Source organism: Burkholderia sp. 8Y (assembly GCF_902506145.1).
Lineage (GTDB): Bacteria > Pseudomonadota > Gammaproteobacteria > Burkholderiales > Burkholderiaceae > Caballeronia.
In genome coordinates this window covers 2,050,011-2,070,253 of sequence record NZ_LR733520.1, presented here as the reverse complement: position 1 = coordinate 2,070,253, position 20,243 = coordinate 2,050,011, and the positions used below count along the sequence as shown (strand labels likewise).

Sequence of the window (20,243 nt, the reverse complement as noted above, 5' to 3'; positions counted from 1 at the left end):
AATCAACTGGGCGACGTTAGCCGAGCAATGCCAGCCGCGTAACGTCGGACGCGTACGCCAGCCGCGCAACGTCAGTCGGAGCGTCAGCCGCGTAACGTCAATCGCCCAACCTCAACCGCCCAACGCCCCAACGACTTCCGCGACCACGCCATCCCAGTCGCCCGGCGCGCGCTGCCGCACGAGAGTCGCGTTCGGATACCACGCGCTGCGCTTTTCATCGACGCCCCAGCGCCAATCGGCGGCGAACGGCAGCATCACCCACGCCGGCTTGCCGAGCGCACCCGCGAGGTGCGCGACCGAAGTATCGACCGAGACAACTGCATCGAGCCGGTCGACGATCGCGCCGGTATCCGCGAAGTTGTCGAGCCGTCCCTCGAAGCGATGAATCGACCGGGCTCGCGGATGCGCAAGAAGCACCGCGCGTTCGTCCTCGGTGAGAAACGGCTGGAGCACGATCCAGTCGATGCCGTCCAGCGCGAAGAGCGGCGCGAGCGCCTCGACGGGCGCGGAGCGCGTCTCGCCCGGCTGCAACCGCCCGGACCACGCGATGCCGATCTTGCGTTTCGCCTGACCGCCGAGCGAGCCGCGCCATTTGCGGCGGTAATCGGCCGGCACGACGAGATAAGGCGTGCGCGCGGGAATGGCGTCGAGCGAGGTCAGGCCGAGCGCGAGCGGCAGGCTCAGCAGCGGGCAGAAGGCATCGGCGTGGGTCGCGGGTTCGTCGCCACGGCTTCTCAGTTCGATGCGCGCCGCACGCGCGGCCGGTGCCAGGAGCGGCGTGAGCGCCGGCTGCACTTCGAGTACGAGCTTGCCGACGCGCTTCGCCGCGAACGCCGCGAAGCGCACGAACTGCAGCGTGTCGCCGAAACCTTGCTCCGTGCGCACGAGCAGCGTGCGGCCGGAAAGCGGCTCGCCAGTCCAGCGCGGCAGCGGCGGCGCGCTCTCGCTGCCGGGGGTCTTCAGACGCCACTCGTATTCCGGCAGACCGCGTTCGTAGTCGCCAGTGGCGAGCAGCGCGAGACCCCGGTTCAAGTGCGCAGCGGGCATCTCGGGATCGAGCCGCAACGCCTGATCGAACGCGCGGATGGCGGCGGCGTGCGCGGCGAGCGCAAGATGCGAATTGCCGAGACACAGCCACGCGACCGCGTATTTCGGATCGAGCCCGACCGCGCGTTCGTAGCACTGCACGGCCTCGTCGTGGCGGTTCAGCTTGGCGAGCGCGTGTCCGAGCCCGAAATGTCCCGGCGCGAAACGCGGCTGTACATCCACCGTCTTCCGTAGCGCGGGCAGGGCTTCTTCCGGACGCCCGCGCGCGTCGAGCAGATTGCCGAGGTTGAAATGCGCGGCGACGTAATCCGGCTCGGCGTCGATGGCCGCCCGAAAATGCGCGATCGCGCCGAGCGGATCGCCGAGCGCGTTCAGCGCCATGCCGAGATTGTTGTGCGCGCCCGCGTGACGGGGCCGCAGCGAAAGCGCGCGGCGAAAGGCGCGCGCGGCGTCGTCGTGACGCGACAGCGAAGCCAGCGCGTTGCCGAAGTTGTTCCAGGCGGCGGCGTCGTTCGGCTGAAGGCGCAGCGCCTTCTCGAAGGCATCGGCGGCGTCTTCGTGGCGGCCCATCGCCGTATACGCGTTGCCGAGGTTGTACTGCGCGAGCGGAAAACCCGGCGCGAGCGTGAGCGCGTTGCGAAAGCGTTCGATCGCGTCGTCCAGACGCCCGAGCGCCTTCAGCGCGTTGCCGAGGTTCAATTGCAAGGCGGCGTCCGTCGGGCGCAGATCGACGGCGCGAGCGACGAGCGCCGCGGCTTCTTCGTGCTGCCCCTGCTGATGGCGCAGCACGCCGAGGTAATGCAACGCTTCGACGTGGGAGGGTTCAGCGGCGAGCGCGGCTTGATAGTCGCGCTCCGCTTCGGTCAGGCGGCCGTCACGATGGGCCGCGAAACCGCGGGCGAATACGGTGTCCATGACGGAGAATTTTTGCAAACCCCGCATTTTCCCACACTGCAAAGCGCCGCTCCCGATTCTTCTGTTGACATGTTGCGACGATGGTAACTAACATATGAACACCTATTCATATGTTGATGAACCTCCGTGGCTTCCTCTCCTTCGTCCTCCGGCGCCGCGACATCCGATGACCGCGTGGTGCCGCTTGCCGACCTGTTCCGTCTGCTCGGCGATCCGACGCGGCTGCGCATCGTGCTGGCGTGCGTCGAGCAGAAGCGCGCGGTCGGCTCCATTGCCGAGTCGCTCGGGCTGTCGGGATCGCTCGTGAGCCACCATTTGCGCCTGTTGCGCGCGGCGCGGATCGTGCGGGCCGAGCGGCAGGGCAAGCAGGTGTTCTACGTGGCCGCGGACCGGCATATCAGCGGCATGTTGGCGGAACTGCTGGAGCACGTTGCCGAGCCGCACGCCGACGCGACCGACATCAACTGACACCGACTCCACCACGGTCAAGCCATGAGCATGAGCACGCACACGCACCCCGAACACGACTACCACGATCATCACGACCACCACGATCACGCCGCCCACGAAGGCCACAGCCACGGGCCGGGCGGGCATCATCATCACCACGCGCCGCAGGCGGGGCAGGGGCGCACGTTTGCGCTCGCGGTCGGGCTGAACGTGATAATCGTGGTCGTGCAGGCGGTCTACGGGCTGCTCGCGCATTCGACCGCGCTGCTCGCCGACGCCGGCCACAATCTCTCCGACGTGCTCGGTCTCCTGCTCGCGTGGGCCGCGGTGTGGCTCGGCACGCGCCGGCCGAACGCGCGCTACACCTTCGGGCTTGGCAGCTCGTCGATTCTGGCTTCGCTCGCCAATGCCGCGCTGCTGCTGCTCGCGTGCGGCGCCATCATCCTCGAAGCCATCCAGCGCCTGCTGAATCCGGCGCCCGTGGCGGGGCTCGACGTGTTCATCGTCGCGATGGTGGGCCTCGTCGTGAACGGCTTTTCCGCCTGGATCTTCATGCGCGGCAGCAAGGAAGATCTGAACGTGCGCGGCGCGTTCATACACATGGCCGCCGATGCCGCGATCTCCGCCGCCGTCGCGGTGAGCGGGCTCGCGATCCTCTACACGGGCTGGAACTGGCTCGATCCGGTGATGAGCATCATCGTGGTGGCGGTCATTCTCTACGGCACCTGGGGTCTCGGCCGCGACGCGATGCGTCTCGCGCTCGCCGCCGTGCCGCCCGGCGTCGACACGTCGCGCATTCAGGGCTATCTGTCCGGGTTGCCGGGCGTGCGCGGGGTACACGATCTGCACGTCTGGGCGCTCTCGACGACCGAGAACGCGCTGACGGTGCACCTCGTCATGCCGCAAGGCCATCCGGGCGATGCCTTCATGCAGGGCGTCGTGGCCACGCTGCGGCGCGACCACGCGATGCATCACGCCACCGTGCAGGTAGACGTCACGGACGGCGCTTGCGAGTGCGTCTTGCAGCAGCGTTGAACTGTCGGCGCGCGGACCGCCGCAGGCAACCCGGCGTACACTAGCCGAAGACAAAGACCCGCTAAACCTGCCGGAGATTCCGTGCATGTTCACGCGCAAGCCGACCCCGAACGACACGCTCGATGTTGCGCCGGTGCTGATCGTCGGCGCTGGCCCGACCGGCCTCGCCGCCGCCATGAGCCTGTCGCGCGCCCACATACCCGTGCGCCTCATCGAACAGGCGCCGCAGCCGTCGCCGTATTCGCGCGCTATCGGCATTCAGGCCCGCACGCTCGAACTGTTCGAGCAGCATCGCACGGTCGAGCCGTTTCTCGAACTGGGGCACCGCTCGCGCGTCGCGAATCTGTATTCCAACGGCCAGCGCCTTGCGCGGCTCGACTTCGACCCGTTGCAGACGCGCTACCCGTATCTGCTCTTTCTGCCGCAATCCGACACCGAGCGGCTGCTCGCCGGGCATCTCGCCGAATCGGGCGTGAAGGTCGAGCGCGGCGTCGCGCTGACCGATTTCGCGCAGGGCTCGGCGGGCATTCTGGCGACGCTGCGGCATCCCGGCGGACGCGACGAAACGCTGCGCCCGTCGTACATGATCGCGGCGGACGGCGCGCATAGTATCGTGCGGCACAGGCTCGGTATCGGCTTCGAAGGCAAGAGCTTCGATCAGACGTTCCTGCTCGCTGATCTTCAGGCGGATTGCGACTGGCCCGACGACGAGTTCCACATCTTCGCGTCGAACGAAGGGCTCGCCGCGCTTTTCCCGATGGGCGGCGGCCGCGCCCGTCTCATCGGCGACCTCGCGATGCACGAGCCGGCTCCCGACCCCGGCGCGCAGAAGACCGGGCCCGACATCGACGAATGCCGCGCGCTCGTCGAGCGGCGTGTGCATCATCGCGTGAAGCTGTCGGATCTGTCGTGGTCGTCGTATTTTCGCGTGAATAGCCGCATGGCGGAGCGCCTGCGCGTGCAGCGCATTTTCCTCGCGGGCGATGCCGCGCACGTGCACAGCCCCGCCGGCGCGCAGGGCATGAACACGGGTATTCAGGAGGCGTTCAATCTCGGCTGGAAGATCGCGCGAATGCTCGCGGGCGGCGCGTCCGAGCGTCTTCTGGACACTTACCACGCGGAGCGGCATCCGATCGAACGCGACGTGCTGCGCCAAACCAGCATGCTCACGCAGATGGCCGAAGCCGGACACGGCCCGATGAAGCTGATGCGCGAACACGTGATGCCGGCGCTCGCGGCCATCGGACCGCTGCGCGACGCGATGCGCCGCACCGTGAGCGAACTGTCGATCAACTATCGCAAAAGCCCGCTCACGCTCGAACGGGCGCTCGACGGCGGGCCGCGTGCGGGCGAACGCGCGCCCGATGCGCGCGTGCATGTGGTCGACGGTCCGCTCGGGCGCTTGCCGGGCGTCGGCTGTCTCTACGACCTGCACGATCCCGGCTGCTTCTCGCTGTTCCTGCTCGTCAATCCGACCGGCGAGGACGACATCGCGCTCGCGCCGGCGACCCTCACCGTCGCGCACGCGATGCGCGACAGCAATCTGGACGGCCTCGTGCAGTCCATCGAAGCGATCCTGCCGGACGCGGTGCGTATCTGGCGCATCACCGATACGAGCGGCGACGACGCGCAATCGCTCACGGACAACTACGGCCTTACGCGCCCCGCGTTCTATCTCGTGCGGCCGGACGGCTATATCGCGGCGCGCGGGCGCGTGCCGGCCGACACTCAGGCGCTCCTGCGCCATTGCGAAACGTGGTTCGGCGCCGAGCGCGCGGACGGCGGTCAGCGTATCCCAGGCGCGTACCCGGAAGCGTGAAGCGAAAAAGAAAACGCCCCGATGTTGCCGGGGCGCAATGGGCACTACAGAGAGCCCGAGAATCCTCGAAATCCGGAATCAGGCCGTCGCCACCTTCGGCTGAAGATCCGCCTTGTGCAGCGTGAGCGCCTCGTGAAGTATCGGCTCCATCGAGGCGCATGCTTCCGGGTTGTCCAGCGCCGTCAGGATAGCAATCCGCATGCGCGGCTCCCAGAAGCGGCGGATGTGGTCCGCCACGCCATCGACGGCTTCGGCGTGATCCGGCATCGAATCGAAAAACTGGCCGATGCGGTTCGCCATGTCGATCAGGGTATCCACATCCATGTGTCATTTCCCCGAAGTTGTCGCCAGATTGCGCATGTTGAGCAATTCGAGCTGCTGCGTGCTGAAGCGCGAGTAGTCCTTCTGCCATTGCGACGGCTGCTCCACCGGCAAGACCTGCACCGCCGTGACCTTGTACTCGGGACAATTCGTCGCCCAGTCGGACGAGTCCGTCGTGATGACGTTCGCGCCCGATTCGGGGAAGTGGAACGTCGTATAGACGACGCCCGGCTGCATGCGGTCGGTGATCTTCGCGCGCAGCACCGTTTGCCCGGCGCGCGACTCGATGCCAACCCAGTCGCCCGTCTTGATGCCGCGGTCCTCGGCGTCGTGCGGGTGAATCTCCAGGCGGTCCTCTTCGTGCCAGCGCGAATTCTCGGTGCGCCGCGTCTGCGCGCCGACGTTGTACTGCGACAGAATGCGCCCGGTCGTCAGCAGCAGCGGGTACTTGCGCGTGACTTTCTCCGGCGTCGGCACGAACTTCGTGATGACGAAGCGTCCCTTGCCGCGCACGAATTCGTCGATGTGCATCGTCGGCGTGCCGTCGGGCGCCTTCTCGTTGCACGGCCACTGGATGCTGCCCATTTCATCGAGCTTCTCGTACGAGACGCCGTGGAAGGTCGGCGTGAGACGCGCGATCTCGTCCATGATTTCGGACGGATGCGTGTAGTTCATCTCGTAGCCGAGCGCGCGCGAGAGCAGGATGGTCACTTCCCAGTCGGAGTAGCCCGCGAGCGGCGGCATCACCTTGCGCACGCGCGAAATGCGGCGCTCGGCGTTGGTGAAGGTGCCGTCCTTTTCGAGGAAGGTCGAGCCCGGCAGCAGCACGTGCGCGTACTTGGCGGTCTCGTTCAGGAAGATGTCCTGCACGACGATGCATTCCATGGCCGACAACGCGCCCGCGACGTGCTGCGTGTTCGGGTCCGACTGAACGATGTCCTCGCCCTGGCAATACAGCCCCATGAAAGTGCCGTGCGTGGCGGCATCGAACATGTTCGGGATGCGCAGGCCGGGCTCCGGTTGCAGCGTCACGTTCCACGCTTCTTCGAAAAGCGCGCGCGTCGCGGCGTCGCCGATGTGGCGATAACCCGGCAACTCGTGCGGGAACGAGCCCATGTCGCACGAGCCCTGCACGTTGTTCTGGCCGCGCAGCGGATTCACGCCGACGCCTTCGCGGCCCACGTTGGCCGTCGCCATCGCCAGATTCGCGATGCCCATGACCGCCGTCGAGCCTTGCGCGTGCTCGGTCACGCCGAGCCCGTAGTAAATCGCGGCATTGCCGCCCGTCGCGTAGATGCGCGCGGCCTCGCGCACTTGCTGCGCGGACACGCCCGTGACGGCTTCCGTCGCCTCCGGCGAATTCTCGTCGAGCGCCACGAAATCGCGCCATTGCTGGAACGCGCGCGCCTCGCAGCGTTGCTCGATGAACGCTTCGTCGAGCAATCCTTCGGTGACGATCACGTGCGCGAGCGCATTGACCATCGCGACGTTCGTTCCCGGCCGCAGCGCCAGATGATGCGATGCCTTCACGTGCGGCGTATCGACGATATCGATGCGGCGCGGATCGATCACGATCAGCGTCGCGCCTTCGCGCACGCGGCGCTTCAGACGCGAGGCAAAGACCGGGTGGCCGTCGGTCGGATTCGCGCCCATCACCACGATCACGTCCGACTTTTCGATGGACGCGAACGTCTGCGTGCCGGCGGACTCGCCGAGCGTCGCTTTGAGGCCGTAGCCGGTCGGCGAATGGCAGACGCGCGCGCAGGTATCGACGTTGTTGTTGCCGAACGCGGCGCGCACGAGCTTCTGCACGAGATACGTCTCTTCGTTCGTGCAGCGCGACGACGTGATCCCGCCGATGGAATCGCGCCCGTACTTGTCCTGAATGCGGCGGAATTCGCTCGCCGCGTAGTTGATCGCTTCGTCCCACGACACTTCGCGCCACGGATCGGTGATCTTCGCGCGGATCATCGGCTTGGTGATGCGGTCCTTATGCGTCGCATAGCCCCACGCGAAGCGGCCTTTCACGCACGCGTGGCCTTCGTTCGCCTGGCCGTTCTTGTTCGGCGTCATGCGAACGACGGTGCTGCCCTTCATCTCTGCTTTCAGCGAGCAGCCGACGCCGCAATACGCGCACGTCGTCAAGACAGAATGCTCCGCCTGGCCGAGCATGATGACGCTCTTTTCCTGAAGCGTCGCGGTCGGACACGCGGCGACGCACGCGCCGCACGACACGCATTCCGATTCCATGAACGGCACGTTTTCGCTTGCCGCCACGCGCGATTCGAAACCGCGACCGGCGATGGTCAGCGCGAACGTGCCTTGCGTTTCCTCGCACGCGCGCACGCAGCGGTTACAGACGATGCACTTCGACGGATCGTAGGTGAAGTACGGGTTCGACTCGTCCTTCTTGTCCTTCAGATGGTTTGCACCTTCGTAGCCGTAGCGCACTTCGCGCAGGCCGACGACGCCCGCCATGTCCTGCAATTCGCAGTCGCCGTTGGCGGGGCAGGTGAGGCAATCGAGCGGGTGATCGGAGATGTAAAGCTCCATCACGTTTCGGCGCAGCAATTGCAGCTTGTCGCTTTGCGTCCGCACTTTCATGCCCGCTTCGACAGGCGTCGTGCAGGACGCGGGATAGCCGCGCTTGCCTTCGATCTCGACGAGGCACAGGCGGCACGAGCCCCACGGCTCCAGTGAGTCGGTGGCGCAGAGCTTCGGCACGTTGACGCCCGCTTCGATCGCGGCGCGCATCACGGACGTGCCTGCGGGCACCGTGACCGACTGGCCGTCGATGTCGAGCGTCACGTCGATGTCGGCGTGGCGCAGCGGCGTGCCGTAGTCGGTCTGGTCGAAGGGATCGCCGCGCTGCACCGATGCCGCGCTCTTGCACGCGCAGTTGCCCGAGCCGCAGCCGTTGTTCGTGTTGGACATGTTCTGTGTCTCCGTACTTTTATGCGGCTTTCCGGGCTGGCGTGCGGGGCAGCCCGAAGTCTTCGGGGAAATGGTCGAGCGCGGAGAGCACCGGGAACGGCGTCATGCCGCCCATCGCGCAGAGCGAGCCGCCGATCATCGTGTCGCAAAGCTCGCGCAGCAGCGTGATCTGCTTGACCGACGTATCGCCCTCGCGGATCTTCGCGATGACTTCCTCGCCGCGCGTCGAACCGATGCGGCAGGGCGTGCACTTGCCGCACGATTCGATCGCGCAGAAGTGCATCGCGTACTGCGCGAGTTCGGCGAGATTCGACGTGTCGTCGTGAATCACGAGCCCGCCGTGGCCGACCACCGCGCCGACCTTCGCATACTCTTCGTAATCGAGCGGAATGTCCCACTGGCTTTCCGGCAGATACGTGCCGAGCGGGCCGCCCACTTGCACCGCCCGCGCCGGCCGGCCGCTCGCCGTGCCGTCGCCGAAATCGCGGATGAGTTCGCGCAGCGTCACGCCGAACGCGAGTTCGACGAGCCCGCCTTGCTTCACGTTGCCCGCAAGCTGGAACGGCAGCGTGCCGCGCGAGCGACCCATGCCGTAATCGCGATAGAACGCCGCGCCCTTCGCAAAGATGATGGGCACGGTCGCGAGCGTGATGACGTTGTTGATGACGGTCGGCTTGCCGTACAGCCCGGTGAGCGCAGGCACCGGCGGCTTCGCGCGCACGATGCCGCGTTTGCCTTCGAGCGATTCGAGCAGCGCCGTTTCCTCGCCGCAGACGTACGAGCCCGCGCCCTTGGCCACGTAAAGCTCGAATGCGTGCGACGTGCCGAGCACGCTCGCGCCGAGCCATCCGGCATCGCGTGCGTTGTCGATCGCGCGATTGAGCGTCGCGATCGAATGCGGATATTCGCTGCGTACGTAGATGTAGCCTTCTGTTGCGCCCGTCGCGACGCCCGCGATGATCATGCCTTCGATCAGCATGTACGGATCGCTTTCCATCACGAGCCGGTCGGAGAACGTGCCTGAGTCGCCTTCGTCCGCGTTGCAGACGATGTACTTCTGGTCGGCGAGCGCCGCGCGCACCGTCTTCCACTTGATGCCGGCCGGAAACGCCGCGCCGCCGCGCCCGCGCAGGCCCGAATCGACGAGCGCCTCGCAGACGGCGTCGCCGTTCATCTCCAGCACGTTGCGCAGACCCTGCAGGCCGCCGAGCGACACGTAATCGTCGATGGAAAGCGGGTCCGTGATGCCGATGCGCGCGAACGTCAGACGCTGCTGCTTCTTCAGATACGGAATGTCGTCGACCACGCCGACGTTTTTCGCGTGCGCGCCGCCTTCGTGCAAGCCGGCATCGAAAAGCGCGGCGATTTCGTCTTCCTCGACGTTCGCGTAGCCGATGCGCCCTTGCGCCGTCTCCACTTCGACGAGCGGTTCCAGATACAGAAGTCCGCGCGAGCCGTTACGCACGATCTGCACGTCGATGCCGCGTTGCTCTGCTTCGCTGGCGATGGCTTTCGCGATGCGATCGGCTCCGAGCGCGAGCGCCGACGAGTCGCAGGGAACGTAGATGCGCGTCATGCCGTCACCTCGCTACTTTGGCTGGCCGCGTCGTACAGGCGATCGAATTTCTGCGGCGTCACTTTCGCGTGGATCTCGCCGTTGATCGTCATGGCGGGCGAGAGCGCGCACTGGCCGAGGCAATACACGGATTCCAGTTCCGTGTCTTCGGCGTGGCCGCTATCGAAACGGCAGCCCGTGTGGCCTTCGATGTGATCCTTCAGCGCCTCGGTGCCCATGCTGCGGCACGCTTCCGCCCGGCAGAGCTGCACGGTCACGCGTGCTGGCGGCGCGGAGCGGAAGTGATGGTAGTAGGTGATCGTGCCGTGAACCTCGGCGCGCGAGAGCGACAGCGCGCGGGCAAGGGGCGCGACGACTTCGGCCGGCACGAAGCCGGTTTCGTCCTGAATTGCGTGCAGGATCGTCATCAACGTCGCGCCTTGCACGGCGTGGCGGCGTACGAGTTCGTCGGCTGCTGCGGCGGACAGCTGCGGTTGTGTCATGGGGCTCCTCCGAGGCTCTGCATATGTTTTATCCGTGCATATTTCAGTCATATAATCGGGGTGCCGAGCCCGTGAAAGAACAATAGGCGTCGTGATATATCTTGGCAATAGGAAAGGACAATACATATGGTGGACATCGAATGCCGCGCCGAACTGCTTCTGCGGGACGCCGATGGCCGGGAAACCAGTCTCAGCGCGGTTGTGCCGCTTCTGCAACTCGTCGCGCAGACGGGCAGCATCGCGAACGCCGCGAGTGCTAAGGGTTTGTCCTATCGCCACGCGTGGGGCTTGCTGCGTGAAATCGAGGCGCGGCTCGGCGGCGCGCTCATCACGAAATCGCGCGGGCGCGGCTCGGTGCTGTCGGAACTCGGCGAGTCCGTATTGCGCGCGCAGCGCCTGTGCGGCGATCGCCTCGAAGCGCCGCTGCAAGCGGTCGCCGCCGATGTCGCCGACGAACTGAACCGCCGGCTCGCAGGCGAGATCTCGGATCTGCGCATTCACGCATCGCACGGCTACGCGGTGGCGACGCTCGTGCGCGCGCTTGGCGAACGGCGTGTGCCGGTGGACATCAAGTACCGCGAGAGCGCGGAAGCGGTGAGGGCGCTCGCGCGCAGCGAATGCGAACTCGCGGGCTTTCACCTGCCGATCGGCGAATTCCGGTCGACGTGCGCGGAAATCTACCGGCCGTATCTGGACCCGAGAAAGCACCAGCTGATTCGGCTCACGCGGCGCACGCAGGGTCTTTTTCTGCCGAAGGGCAATCCGAAACACATCACCGGTCTGCGCGATCTGGCGCGCGGCGACGTGCGCTTCGTGAACCGGCAGCCCGGCTCGGGCACGCGCATGCTGCTCGATCTGTCGCTGCGCGGCGTGGGCGTCGATCCGGACCAGATCAACGGTTACGCATCCACGGAACTCACCCATTCGGCGATCGCCGCGTTCGTCGCGAGCGGCATGGCCGATCTGGGCTTCGGCGTGAAGCCTGCCGCGCAGCACTTCGGGCTCGATTTCATTCCGATCATCGACGAGGATTACTTCTTCGCCTGCGAACGCGCCCGGCTCGACGAAGCACGGCTCGTCAGCGTGCTCGGCGTGCTGCGCAGCGCCGCGTTCAACGACAGCGTGGCGCACCTGGGCGGCTACGATCCGCAACGCTGCGGGGCGCTCGTCGAGGTCGACGAAGGGCTTCACGGCTGATGTCGCAGCGACCTGGGAAACGGACGGTAAGACGAACCGCTCCCGCCGAAACCGCCCGGCTCCGCGAATTGCGTTAACCTAGCGGCTTCGGTATTTCGTTTCAGCGTTCCTTTTCGTTCCAGACGCGCCTTCGCCGCGCGAAAATCGCCATGAAATTCACGTTGCTTGCTTCCTTGTCTGCCGCGCTCGTCGCCGGCGCCGTTTATCTCGCTCCCGCCGCCTTCGCGCAGAATTCGCCCGGCATTCCCGGCGGCGTGCTGCAGGACAATTTCCGGATCAACGAGCATCCGCAGATGCCGTTTGCCGCGTCGGCACCGTCGGACAAGTATCAGCGCGGCACGTCCGCGATGCGCCGCCGGGGCGACAACGGCGACCCGGACGGCTGCAATCTGAAGTGCCCGAAAGACGGCAGCAACTAAAGCCCGACGTAGCCTCACGTTGCCTCACGATTAGGGCGGCGCGTGCAACGCGCGCCGCCAGCCAGCCTTTCCCTTTCCGCCTGTCTCCGGTCCGATTGTCCGCCGCCGTGTGCGCGCCGCCGCATACCGCGGGCAACGAACTCCGCAGCGACCGAAAAACACTACGAGATGGCCGACGTCCCATGCGAGGCGAGGAGTACCTTGATCGGCGTGTCATCGATCGACAGTTCGATGCGCACGGCCGTTATTTTTCCGAACTCAATAACCATAAAAACAGGAAGTGTGCCGGTGCCCCGGTAGCGCGGAACATTGCGCGGCAGGCGGCGGCGGACGCCACGCGCCCTTGAGGCAAGACGTGGCCTCGAACGCACTTCGGTCCACCGAGGGACTGCAACCATGCGAATTCTCCAGGTCATACTGGCGCCTCGCCTGTCGGGGGCGGAAGTTCTCGCCAAGGGCGTCGCGATCGGTCATCAGCGCGCGGGACACAGCGTCTCGATCGCCTCGCTGATGCCCGAGCACGACGATTTCAGGCATATCAGCGCCGAGTTGCGCGCGCACGGCGTTTCGTGCGTTTTCCCGGCGAAGAGTCCGACGAAGCTGGGCCGTCTGCTGTTTTTGCATCGCGCGATCCGGGCGTTCAAGCCCGACATCATCTTCGCGCACGCGACCATTCCCGCGCTCTACGTGCGTGCGTTGCCGACGCGCGTGCCGATCGTCTGGGTCATGCACTCCGGCGCGAACGACTTTGCCAATGCGGCGCTGATGCGCGCGGAGCGGCTGCTGTCCAGTCGGGCGAAGGCAGTGATCGGCGTGTCGCAGAAAAATATCGACGAGTACGTGAAGGAAATCGGCCTGCATCCGTCGATGATCGTGGTGCCGAACGGCGTCGATGTCTCGCGCTTCGCCGACGATGCCGCGCCGGGGCTGCCCGTCGCGCACAGGCAGATCGTGCAGGTGGGCCGCTATATTCCCGAGAAGAACCAGTTGCAGACGGTCGACGCGTTCGCGCATGTGGCGCGCGCCGATCGCGATGCGCGGCTGTTGCTGTGCGGCGTCGTCGAGAATCTCGACTATCACGCGGCGGTGGTCGAGCGCGTCGCGCAACTGGGGCTCAAGGATCGCGTGTCGATTCAGGGACCGCAGCAGAACGTCGCACAGATTCTGCGCGCATCGACCGTTTTCGCGATGCCGTCCAGCTTCGAAGCGCACAGTATCGGCTTTCTGGAGGCGCTTGCGTCGGGCATTCCGGTGGTGGGCAATGCCATTGCGTCTTTCGCGTTCGCGGGCGGCTTTCCGGGCGTGCAACTGCTCGATACCAGCGATACTGCCGCCTACGGCCGCGCGCTCCTCGATGCGCTCTCGCAGCCGCGCGCCACGCGCCCGCTGCAAGGTCTGACGCTGCAAAGCACGGCTGACCGATATCTCGCGATTGCGCGCGACGTGCTCGGTCTGCGCGTGGGTCTGGGCTGAGGGGGAAGGCGTTGGTAGAACACGCGCCGCCTGGGGTAACGGGCGGCGCGTTTTTTGTTTGCTGCTTCAGTAAGCGAGGGTTTTGAGCCAGAGCGAATCCGAATACAGGCCGGGTCGATCGCCCCATGACGCGGTTGGCTTGAACGACGTATCGACGTTCTTGCGCGAACAAGCTCGGCACGCTGCCTGTAAAGCGTTGTCTATCGAGAAAGCGCGCGCCGCCCGCAGTAACAGGGCGGCGCGTTTCTACTTACCGCCCCAATAAGCGAGCGTCTTCAGCCACAGCGATTCCGAGTACAAGCCGGGCAAATCGCCCCAAATCTGCACTGGCCCCAGCCTGAACGACGTATCGACGTCATAGCCGGACAGGCTCGGCGCGCCGCCCGTGTAATAGAACTCCTTGAGAATCGCGTTCGCGCGCCGGAACAGGATCAGCGTCGCGTGATTATCGTGCTCGTCGCGGCGGATCAGTGCGGGCATCGAATCGGCGTAGGACGTGCCGGGCAGCGTCGCGGTTTCCACGGCGGGGCCGAAGACCTTGCCGCCCTTGATTGTGAAGACGCGCGTGCTGGCCGAATCGGCGCGCGGCGCGAGCACCGCGAGATCGTCGATGCCGTCGCCGTCGATATCGCCCGCTGCGACTTTCACGAACGCGGCCCGAAGCTCGGGGTAAATGTTCGTGCGATAGCTCGCCTCGAACGCGTTCCCCGTGCTCGCCATCTGCGACAGCGCGAGGGTGCCGTCGACGTTTTCCATCGCGATCAGTCCCGCGTGCTCGGAACCCGCCACGCGCGCAGCCACGAAGCGGGCGCTGGCGGACAGCGCGGGCGCGTTCAGCCAGAGCGCGGGCGCGCTGCCCGTCGCGCCGTTCGATGCGAGCACCCAGAGGTCCAGTCCGGCGTCCTTGCGCTGCTGCGCGATCATCACGTCGGCGCGGCCGTCGCCGTTGAAGTCGCCCGCGACGTATTGCTGCGCGCGGGCGGGCGTCCACTCGGCACTCGTCTGGAACCACAGGTGCGGCGCGTCGAAGCGCGTGCCCTCGCTCTTCAGGAGCCAGAAGGCGGTGCCGCCGTGGCGCGGCGTGACGACCATCAGATCCGCGTGGTGGTCGCCGTCGAAATCGCCGAGCAAAAAGCGCGCGCTGTCGAAGCAGAGCGTATTCGCCTCGCAGGTCGGCACGCTCGCCTGCGGATCGAACGGCACGGCGTTGAGATACCACGGCGCGGCCTGATCCAGACGCGACATTTCCGCCACCCAGACGTTGAAGCCGGGCCCGTCCTTGCGCCGCTGCACGTACACGGTGCTGTCGCGGCCCGCGCCGCGCACGTCGCCGTAGAGCGCGCCTTCCTGCCGGGTATCGGTCCACACGGTCCGCGGCGTCGGCGACCAGCGATATTCCGCCGTCAGAAGCGAACATCGCCCGGCGGTGACGGCACCGTTCTTCTCGCCCAGGCAATGATTGAGCGGCGTGTACACGAAGCCGAAATCCCACGGCGTCCAGTGCTGCGCCGCGCTCTTCGCGTTGCACGCTTCCTCGACGAGCCCCGAGTCCCGCTCCGCGATGCACGCGTGCGTGCTTGCGTTGACGAGAAGCGCGTCGTTCTTCTCGCCGGGCGTCGCGGGCAACTGCTGCCAGAACCAGTTCTGCGATGCCTCGCCCGAGCACGCGTCGAGGCGTGGCGGCTGGCCCGCGCCGCCGGATTGCAGGCATCGGCTCGAATATTCGTTGACGAGCTGGAACGGGCGCAACTGGAAGTCCGGGCCGGCGTCGTTCGCGTGCGCGCTGCTCCAGTAGCGGCGCGCGACCCAGTTGCCGTCCCACATGTATTCGCCGAAGACGTGGCCGGCGTCGTCGCCATCGACGGAGAAGTAGCTGCCGACGACATCGCGCTTGCGCAGCGTCTCTTCGGCGTCGAGATTCTTCGGCAGGCCGCCGGTCGGGTAGGTGACGTGATAGCCGATCGGCAGATTGCGCTTCAGGCTCTGCGCGACCACGCGCGTGATGCGCGCGGCGTAGATGTGATCGGGATGCTCCATGAACGCGACCGTGTCGGGATTCAGCGTGTAGATCGCGGTGGCTTGGGAGAGAATCGAGCGCAGCGTGGCGGATAGCGAGGCGCGATCGTAGATGGTCGCGCCGGTGCCGTCGGCTTGCAGCGGATACGTCGTTACCGTCTGGCCGCGATCCCATAGCAGCCCGAGCGGAACCTTGCCGCCCCGCACGCCGCCGCCCGGAAGGCGCAGTTCGAGCAGTTTCACGCGCGGCTGTCCGGCAAGCACGAGCTGGTGCACCGGCTTGCCGGCCAGCATGACCGTCGATTCCTGCCATCGGTCCGGCACGCCCGCCATGCGCGCGTACGCGAGTTTGGTCCCGGTCTCGCGCAGCAGCACGTAGTCGAACTTGGCGCCGTTCGCGCCGCCGATCAGGTGGACGGTGGTGATGCACCAGCCGGCGTCGAGCTTGTCGCTGATGCCGGGATTGACGAAGAGCAGATCGTCATCGAGATGCGCGACCACGGTGATGAGCGTGCCGGCGTGGCAATCGGCGGATGCGGGCGCGGTGGCCGCGCGAGCGTGAATCGGAATGAGCAGGGCGAGGATGGCCCACGCGAGCGCGAGCCATCCCGTTCGGAACGTGTTGATGCCGCTTCTTCTATGCATGCTTTTCCCGCAACGCGAGCCGGTTCACAGGATAAAGCAGAAGATTGCCGCGCGAGGACCGGTGCGGTCGGTTGCCGAGCGAACATGTATGACGGATGCGTTTGCGGGCTCGGGCGAAGCCGAGCCTCGCCGACCGTGGAGGCAAAATACTCGAAATCACTTCTCGCTCGCAAAGAAGCGTGAAGCGTGAGGACGTTGCAGCCGCTGCGTCAGGCGAAGAATCGGATTTGTCAGCGGACCAAATCTCGCTCCTAATTGTCTAGACCGACCGATGCCTGACGTTCAGCAATATATTCGGACGCCTCCGATACGAACCGCGCGCCCCGGCCTCTATTCTGTCGCCCGTAGCTCGCGTTGTCTCTGCCGCAGCTATGTCTCTCAAGGATGTTTGCCCCGCCTCGCGCGGGGCTTTTTTTGGTCGTTCGTCGCGGTACGAGCGCCGCTCTTGCTAAATAAAAAACCCGCGAAGCTTGCGCCGTCGCGGGTTCTTGAAGCGGGGTGGTGGAGGCGGCGGGAATCGAACCCGCGTCCAGACGCGTTCTACGACCAGTTCTACATACTTAGTTCTGTCATTTGATTTAACCGCAACGACGCGGACGAACACGCTGCGTTACGGCGATTCACTAAGTTTTCGACCTTGGCGTCGTGACACCACCAAGACTTATCTGACGTATATGACCTCTCGCGGTATTGCTACCCTAACCCGTCAGCGAATTAGTGAGAGGACGGCGGCCCTTAGGCTGCCAGTGCGAACGTATCGTCGTTTGCAGTTACGTTTTTCCCATTGATTAACGAGGTGACGGGTCCTCGGTATGCCCTGACCGCTTCACAACCCCTGTCGAAACCAGGTCGCCCCCAAGCGGAACTGCGATTATCCCACGAAACACACTATGGCGCGAACCGAGGCGTTTTCAAGAGCCGCACTGCCTAGCGACATCACGCGATCTCGCGTAGCAGAACCTGCAGTTCCTCGGGTGATTCGACGACGTGATCCGCGTGCCAGCGATGCGGCGGAATGTCGTCGCCACAATAGCCGTACGCCGCCGCGACCGTGATCATGCCGGCGGCGAAGCCGGCCTGCACGTCGCGCAGATCGTCGCCGACGTAGACGATGCGCTCCGGCGCGACGTCGAGCAACTCGGCCGCGTGCAACAGCGGCGCAGGATGCGGCTTCGAATGCGGCGTCGTGTCGCCGCACACGAGGCAGCCGGCGCGCGTATCGAGCCCCAGCAGTCCGACGAGCGGCGCGGCGAGCCGCGTCACCTTGTTCGTGACGATGCCCCAGCGCACGCCGCGCGCATCGAGTTGATCCAGCAATTCCGTGATGCCCGGAAAGAGCGTCGTTTCGATGCAGAGATCGGCCTCGTAATTCGCGAGAAACTCCTCGCGCATCGACGGGAACTCGTGGTGCTCCGGTCCGATCTCGAACGCGCCGCCCAAGAGCCCGCGCGCACCAGCCGACGCGTACGGCCGCAGCGCCTCGAGCGGACGCATCTCCAGCCCGCGGTCGTGGCGCATCTTGTTCACCGCGGCCACGAGATCGGGCGCGGTATCGGCGATAGTGCCGTCCAGATCGAACAGCACCGCCTGGCAGAGTCCGAGCGAGCGCCCCTCGGCGGCGCGTTGCGGCTGCGGCGTGGGATCGTCGGGCAGGGGTTTCGTTTGGGCGATGCCCGTTTCGTTTTGCTCTTCCGGATTCATGGCGTCACGCTTCCCGGCGGCAAGCCATCATGTAGTTGATGCTCGTGTCGGTGGAAAGGCCGAAGTGCTGCGAAATCGGCCGGTAGGTGATGCCCTTGATATCGACAGGTAACAGCGACGCCGTGCGGGCGAAGGTCGCGAGTTCCGAGGGCTTGATGAAGCGGGCGTAGTCGTGGGTGCCGCGCGGCAGCATGCGCGCGATGTACTCGGCGCCGATGACGGCAAAGAGATACGCCTTGGCGTTGCGGTTCAGCGTGGAGAAGAACACCCAGCCGCCCGGTTTGACGAGCGCGGCGCACGCGGCCACGGTGCCTGCCGGATTCGGCACGTGCTCCAGCATCTCCATGCAGGTCACGACGTCATAGGTGCCGGGCTCGCGCGCCGCGAGCGCCTCGGCCGAAATTTCCTCGTACGCCACTTCGACGCCGCTCTCCAGACTGTGCAGGTCCGCGACGCCGAGCGCATTCGACGACAAGTCGATGCCTTTGACCGTCGCGCCGCGCGTGGCCATGGATTCGGAGAGAATGCCGCCGCCGCAACCGATGTCCAGGACGCGCTTGCCCATCAGATGCGCGTGCGTATCGATCCAGTCGAGCCGCACCGGGTTGAGCTCGTGCAGCGGCTTGAACTCGGCGTTCGGGTCCCACCAGCGATGCGCGAGATCGCTGAATTTCTGCAGTTCGTGGGGATCGACATTCGTCATGAGGAAGACCTTGGCTAAATCGTGAATCGTGGACCGTGAATCGATTAGGACCGAGTATATAGGCGCTCATCAGGACCGGCAAAACGCACGGCGCGCTTCAGGGCGGCATTCGGCAAGAAACTGCGTGATTGCCGCCGGCGCGGGCATAAAAAAACCCCCGCCGAGGCGGGGGTTCGATTCTGCGGCAAGCCGGCAGAACTTACTGTTGCGGCTGACGCGTCGTGCCGACAACTTCGACTTCCACGCGACGATCCGGTGCGAGGCAGGCGATGAGTTGCTTGCGGTTCTTCTGCGTGCAGGAACCCTTCGTGACCGGGTCGCGCTTGCCCTTGCCTTCCGTGTAGATACGGTTGGCTTCGATGCCCTTGCTGACCAGGTACGCCTTGACAGCTTGCGCACGGCGCAGCGACAGACGATCGTTGTACTTGTCCGAACCGATGCGGTCGGTGTAACCCGTTGCAACCACGACTTCCAGGTTCAGTGCGCCGATCTTCGAAGCGAGATCGTCCAGCGCGGTCTTGCCGGCCGGCTTCAGGACTGCCTTATCGAAGTCGAACAGGGCGTCGGCCTGGTACGTGACCTTCTGGCTGGTGATAGCCGGTGCGGGCGGCGGCGGCGGAGCAACTGCCGGAGCCGGGGCTTGCGCGACCAGTGCACCGTCGCACTTCGCGTTGGCCGTAGCCGGCGTCCAGAATGCGTCGCGCCAGCACAGTTCGTTCGTGCCGTTCATCCACACATACTCGCCCGTGCCATTCACCCAGTTGTCATTGACGGCTTGTCGCGAGGCCGGCACCGATTGCGCCGAGGCCGATGCAGCCATAACTGCGGTAGCTGCAATGAACGCGAGCTTTGAAAGTTTATTCATATTTCTCCTCTCGAAATTGAGATTACCGCAGGTTTACTGCGAGCCTGTAGACGAAGACAAGTCATACATTGCTCGAAGTATAACATTCCCCTGCGGAACAAAACGCTTTGTATAGACTTCGAGCAGTGTCTAACTTTGTGCGTTGGCATTTTGCCATATCGTTCCCTTGCAACGATAAAAATATCCCCGCACCGAGTTCGCCCGCAACCTTATGTGGTGCGTCCGCAACAAGAAAGGGACAGGAGGCGGTCGCGGGCCCGGAAGGCGCCGAACGTGCGCATATCGCGTGCCTGAACGCCGTTTCCTGCGTATTTCCACCGCCGCTGCCTCGCTCATCCGCGAAGCATTGAGGCGGCATGATAGCCCGCCTCGATGACCATTTGACTGAAATCGTTCCCCAGTTTTTGTAAGTAATTGGTACAACGCGCTCGGTGATGGAAGACGTCCGAAGAAAGCCTTTCTCCCACACCAACACTATGTATACGCATCACGGCGGGCGCGAAGGTGCTGCGTGGTAGAATCTCGCGATGCGCTGCGTTCGCAGCGCCGCAGCGTACGCCGGCTACGCGCCTGGCCGGCGCAAGTCGCGCGGCCGGCTGGCGGGTGTCGCGATACTGACGAACGCGCTGCCGTGTCGCTGCTGCA

General features: G+C 65.4%; 16 protein-coding genes and 1 other RNA gene. 6 read left to right on the top strand and 11 right to left on the bottom strand.

Features of this window, described 5'->3' with window-relative positions; all coding sequences use genetic code 11:
* Window positions 1–111 precede the first annotated feature (111 nt).
* On the bottom strand, window positions 112–1,962 hold the full coding sequence (locus GV035_RS20285) for a tetratricopeptide repeat protein (protein ID WP_159836755.1): 1,851 nt from the start codon (window positions 1,960–1,962) through the stop codon (window positions 112–114).
* 126 nt (window positions 1,963–2,088) lie between these two features.
* Between GV035_RS20285 and GV035_RS20280 the strand changes: the two genes are divergently transcribed.
* The 3 genes from GV035_RS20280 to GV035_RS20270 all read left to right on the top strand — a co-directional run bounded on the left by GV035_RS20280 (window position 2,089) and on the right by GV035_RS20270 (window position 5,266).
* Window positions 2,089–2,430 (top strand): ArsR/SmtB family transcription factor, encoded by a 342-nt coding sequence (locus GV035_RS20280; protein ID WP_159836754.1) that lies wholly within the window; start codon window positions 2,089–2,091, stop codon window positions 2,428–2,430.
* A 30-nt stretch (window positions 2,431–2,460) separates the two neighbouring features.
* Window positions 2,461–3,447, top strand: coding sequence for a cation diffusion facilitator family transporter (locus tag GV035_RS20275; RefSeq protein WP_159836753.1), 987 nt, complete (start codon window positions 2,461–2,463; stop codon window positions 3,445–3,447).
* Window positions 3,448–3,532: 85 nt separating this feature from the next.
* Entirely contained in the window at window positions 3,533–5,266 is a 1,734-nt protein-coding gene (locus GV035_RS20270) for an FAD-dependent monooxygenase (RefSeq protein ID WP_159836752.1), read from the top strand.
* 78 nt (window positions 5,267–5,344) lie between these two features.
* Here the strand turns inward: GV035_RS20270 and GV035_RS20265 are convergent, their stop codons facing one another.
* The 4 genes from GV035_RS20265 to GV035_RS20250 are packed head-to-tail and all read right to left on the bottom strand — an operon-like array spanning window position 5,345 to window position 10,579.
* On the bottom strand, window positions 5,345–5,590 hold the full coding sequence (locus tag GV035_RS20265; RefSeq protein WP_159836751.1) for a formate dehydrogenase subunit delta: 246 nt from the start codon (window positions 5,588–5,590) through the stop codon (window positions 5,345–5,347).
* 3 nt (window positions 5,591–5,593) lie between these two features.
* On the bottom strand, window positions 5,594–8,521 hold the full coding sequence (fdhF, locus tag GV035_RS20260) for a formate dehydrogenase subunit alpha (RefSeq protein ID WP_159836750.1): 2,928 nt from the start codon (window positions 8,519–8,521) through the stop codon (window positions 5,594–5,596).
* 19 nt (window positions 8,522–8,540) lie between these two features.
* Window positions 8,541–10,097: a formate dehydrogenase beta subunit gene (locus tag GV035_RS20255; protein WP_159836749.1), complete on the bottom strand. Its 1,557-nt coding sequence runs from the start codon at window positions 10,095–10,097 to the stop codon at window positions 8,541–8,543.
* Window positions 10,094–10,579, bottom strand: a complete 486-nt coding sequence (locus GV035_RS20250) for an NAD(P)H-dependent oxidoreductase subunit E (protein ID WP_159836748.1) — start codon at window positions 10,577–10,579, stop codon at window positions 10,094–10,096. The genes GV035_RS20255 and GV035_RS20250 overlap by 4 nt, the downstream gene beginning before the upstream one ends.
* 126 nt (window positions 10,580–10,705) lie before the next feature.
* On the opposite strand from GV035_RS20250, the gene GV035_RS20245 reads away from it, so the two are divergent.
* Both GV035_RS20245 and GV035_RS20240 read left to right on the top strand, forming a co-directional pair.
* Entirely contained in the window at window positions 10,706–11,776 is a 1,071-nt protein-coding gene (locus tag GV035_RS20245; protein WP_159836747.1) for a substrate-binding domain-containing protein, read from the top strand.
* Window positions 11,777–11,925: 149 nt separating this feature from the next.
* On the top strand, window positions 11,926–12,195 hold the full coding sequence (locus tag GV035_RS20240) for a hypothetical protein (protein ID WP_159836746.1): 270 nt from the start codon (window positions 11,926–11,928) through the stop codon (window positions 12,193–12,195).
* A 161-nt stretch (window positions 12,196–12,356) separates the two neighbouring features.
* On the opposite strand, the gene GV035_RS20235 is transcribed toward GV035_RS20240, so the two are convergent.
* Entirely contained in the window at window positions 12,357–12,593 is a 237-nt protein-coding gene (locus GV035_RS20235) for a hypothetical protein (protein WP_159836745.1), read from the bottom strand.
* On the opposite strand from GV035_RS20235, the gene GV035_RS20230 reads away from it, so the two are divergent.
* On the top strand, window positions 12,592–13,668 hold the full coding sequence (locus GV035_RS20230) for a glycosyltransferase family 4 protein (RefSeq protein ID WP_159836744.1): 1,077 nt from the start codon (window positions 12,592–12,594) through the stop codon (window positions 13,666–13,668). The two genes, GV035_RS20235 and GV035_RS20230, sit on opposite strands and share 2 nt — an antisense overlap.
* Window positions 13,669–13,914: 246 nt before the next feature.
* Here GV035_RS20230 and GV035_RS20225 read toward each other — a convergent pair whose 3' ends face one another.
* The 5 genes from GV035_RS20225 to ompA form a co-directional block, all read right to left on the bottom strand.
* Complete coding sequence (locus tag GV035_RS20225) at window positions 13,915–16,329, bottom strand: FG-GAP repeat domain-containing protein (RefSeq protein WP_159836743.1); 2,415 nt, start codon at window positions 16,327–16,329, stop codon at window positions 13,915–13,917.
* Between the two features lie 499 nt (window positions 16,330–16,828).
* Window positions 16,829–17,186, bottom strand: a transfer-messenger RNA (tmRNA) gene (ssrA, locus tag GV035_RS20220).
* A 79-nt stretch (window positions 17,187–17,265) separates the two neighbouring features.
* On the bottom strand, window positions 17,266–18,030 hold the full coding sequence (gene gph / locus GV035_RS20215; protein WP_159836742.1) for a phosphoglycolate phosphatase: 765 nt from the start codon (window positions 18,028–18,030) through the stop codon (window positions 17,266–17,268).
* Window positions 18,031–18,034: 4 nt separating this feature from the next.
* Window positions 18,035–18,733: a bifunctional 2-polyprenyl-6-hydroxyphenol methylase/3-demethylubiquinol 3-O-methyltransferase UbiG gene (gene ubiG / locus GV035_RS20210; protein WP_159836741.1), complete on the bottom strand. Its 699-nt coding sequence runs from the start codon at window positions 18,731–18,733 to the stop codon at window positions 18,035–18,037.
* 199 nt (window positions 18,734–18,932) lie between these two features.
* Window positions 18,933–19,598, bottom strand: a complete 666-nt coding sequence (gene ompA, locus GV035_RS20205; RefSeq protein ID WP_159836740.1) for an outer membrane protein OmpA — start codon at window positions 19,596–19,598, stop codon at window positions 18,933–18,935.
* Window positions 19,599–20,243: the final 645 nt, after the last annotated feature.

What these genes read in the sequence shown, in the direction of transcription:
- GV035_RS20285 (WP_159836755.1), bottom strand. Translation starts at nt 1,962, where the DNA reads ATGGACACCGTATTCGCCCGCGGTTTCGCGGCCCATCGTGACGGCCGC.
- GV035_RS20275 (WP_159836753.1), top strand. Translation starts at nt 2,461, where the DNA reads ATGAGCACGCACACGCACCCCGAACACGACTACCACGATCATCACGAC.
- GV035_RS20270 (WP_159836752.1), top strand. Translation starts at nt 3,533, where the DNA reads ATGTTCACGCGCAAGCCGACCCCGAACGACACGCTCGATGTTGCGCCG.
- GV035_RS20265 (WP_159836751.1), bottom strand. Translation starts at nt 5,590, where the DNA reads ATGGATGTGGATACCCTGATCGACATGGCGAACCGCATCGGCCAGTTT.
- fdhF (WP_159836750.1), bottom strand. Translation starts at nt 8,521, where the DNA reads ATGTCCAACACGAACAACGGCTGCGGCTCGGGCAACTGCGCGTGCAAG.
- GV035_RS20255 (WP_159836749.1), bottom strand. Translation starts at nt 10,097, where the DNA reads ATGACGCGCATCTACGTTCCCTGCGACTCGTCGGCGCTCGCGCTCGGA.
- GV035_RS20250 (WP_159836748.1), bottom strand. Translation starts at nt 10,579, where the DNA reads ATGACACAACCGCAGCTGTCCGCCGCAGCAGCCGACGAACTCGTACGC.
- GV035_RS20245 (WP_159836747.1), top strand. Translation starts at nt 10,706, where the DNA reads ATGGTGGACATCGAATGCCGCGCCGAACTGCTTCTGCGGGACGCCGAT.
- GV035_RS20240 (WP_159836746.1), top strand. Translation starts at nt 11,926, where the DNA reads ATGAAATTCACGTTGCTTGCTTCCTTGTCTGCCGCGCTCGTCGCCGGC.
- GV035_RS20230 (WP_159836744.1), top strand. Translation starts at nt 12,592, where the DNA reads ATGCGAATTCTCCAGGTCATACTGGCGCCTCGCCTGTCGGGGGCGGAA.
- GV035_RS20235 (WP_159836745.1), bottom strand. Translation starts at nt 12,593, where the DNA reads ATGGTTGCAGTCCCTCGGTGGACCGAAGTGCGTTCGAGGCCACGTCTT.
- GV035_RS20225 (WP_159836743.1), bottom strand. Translation starts at nt 16,329, where the DNA reads ATGCATAGAAGAAGCGGCATCAACACGTTCCGAACGGGATGGCTCGCG.
- gph (WP_159836742.1), bottom strand. Translation starts at nt 18,030, where the DNA reads ATGAATCCGGAAGAGCAAAACGAAACGGGCATCGCCCAAACGAAACCC.
- ubiG (WP_159836741.1), bottom strand. Translation starts at nt 18,733, where the DNA reads ATGACGAATGTCGATCCCCACGAACTGCAGAAATTCAGCGATCTCGCG.
- ompA (WP_159836740.1), bottom strand. Translation starts at nt 19,598, where the DNA reads ATGAATAAACTTTCAAAGCTCGCGTTCATTGCAGCTACCGCAGTTATG.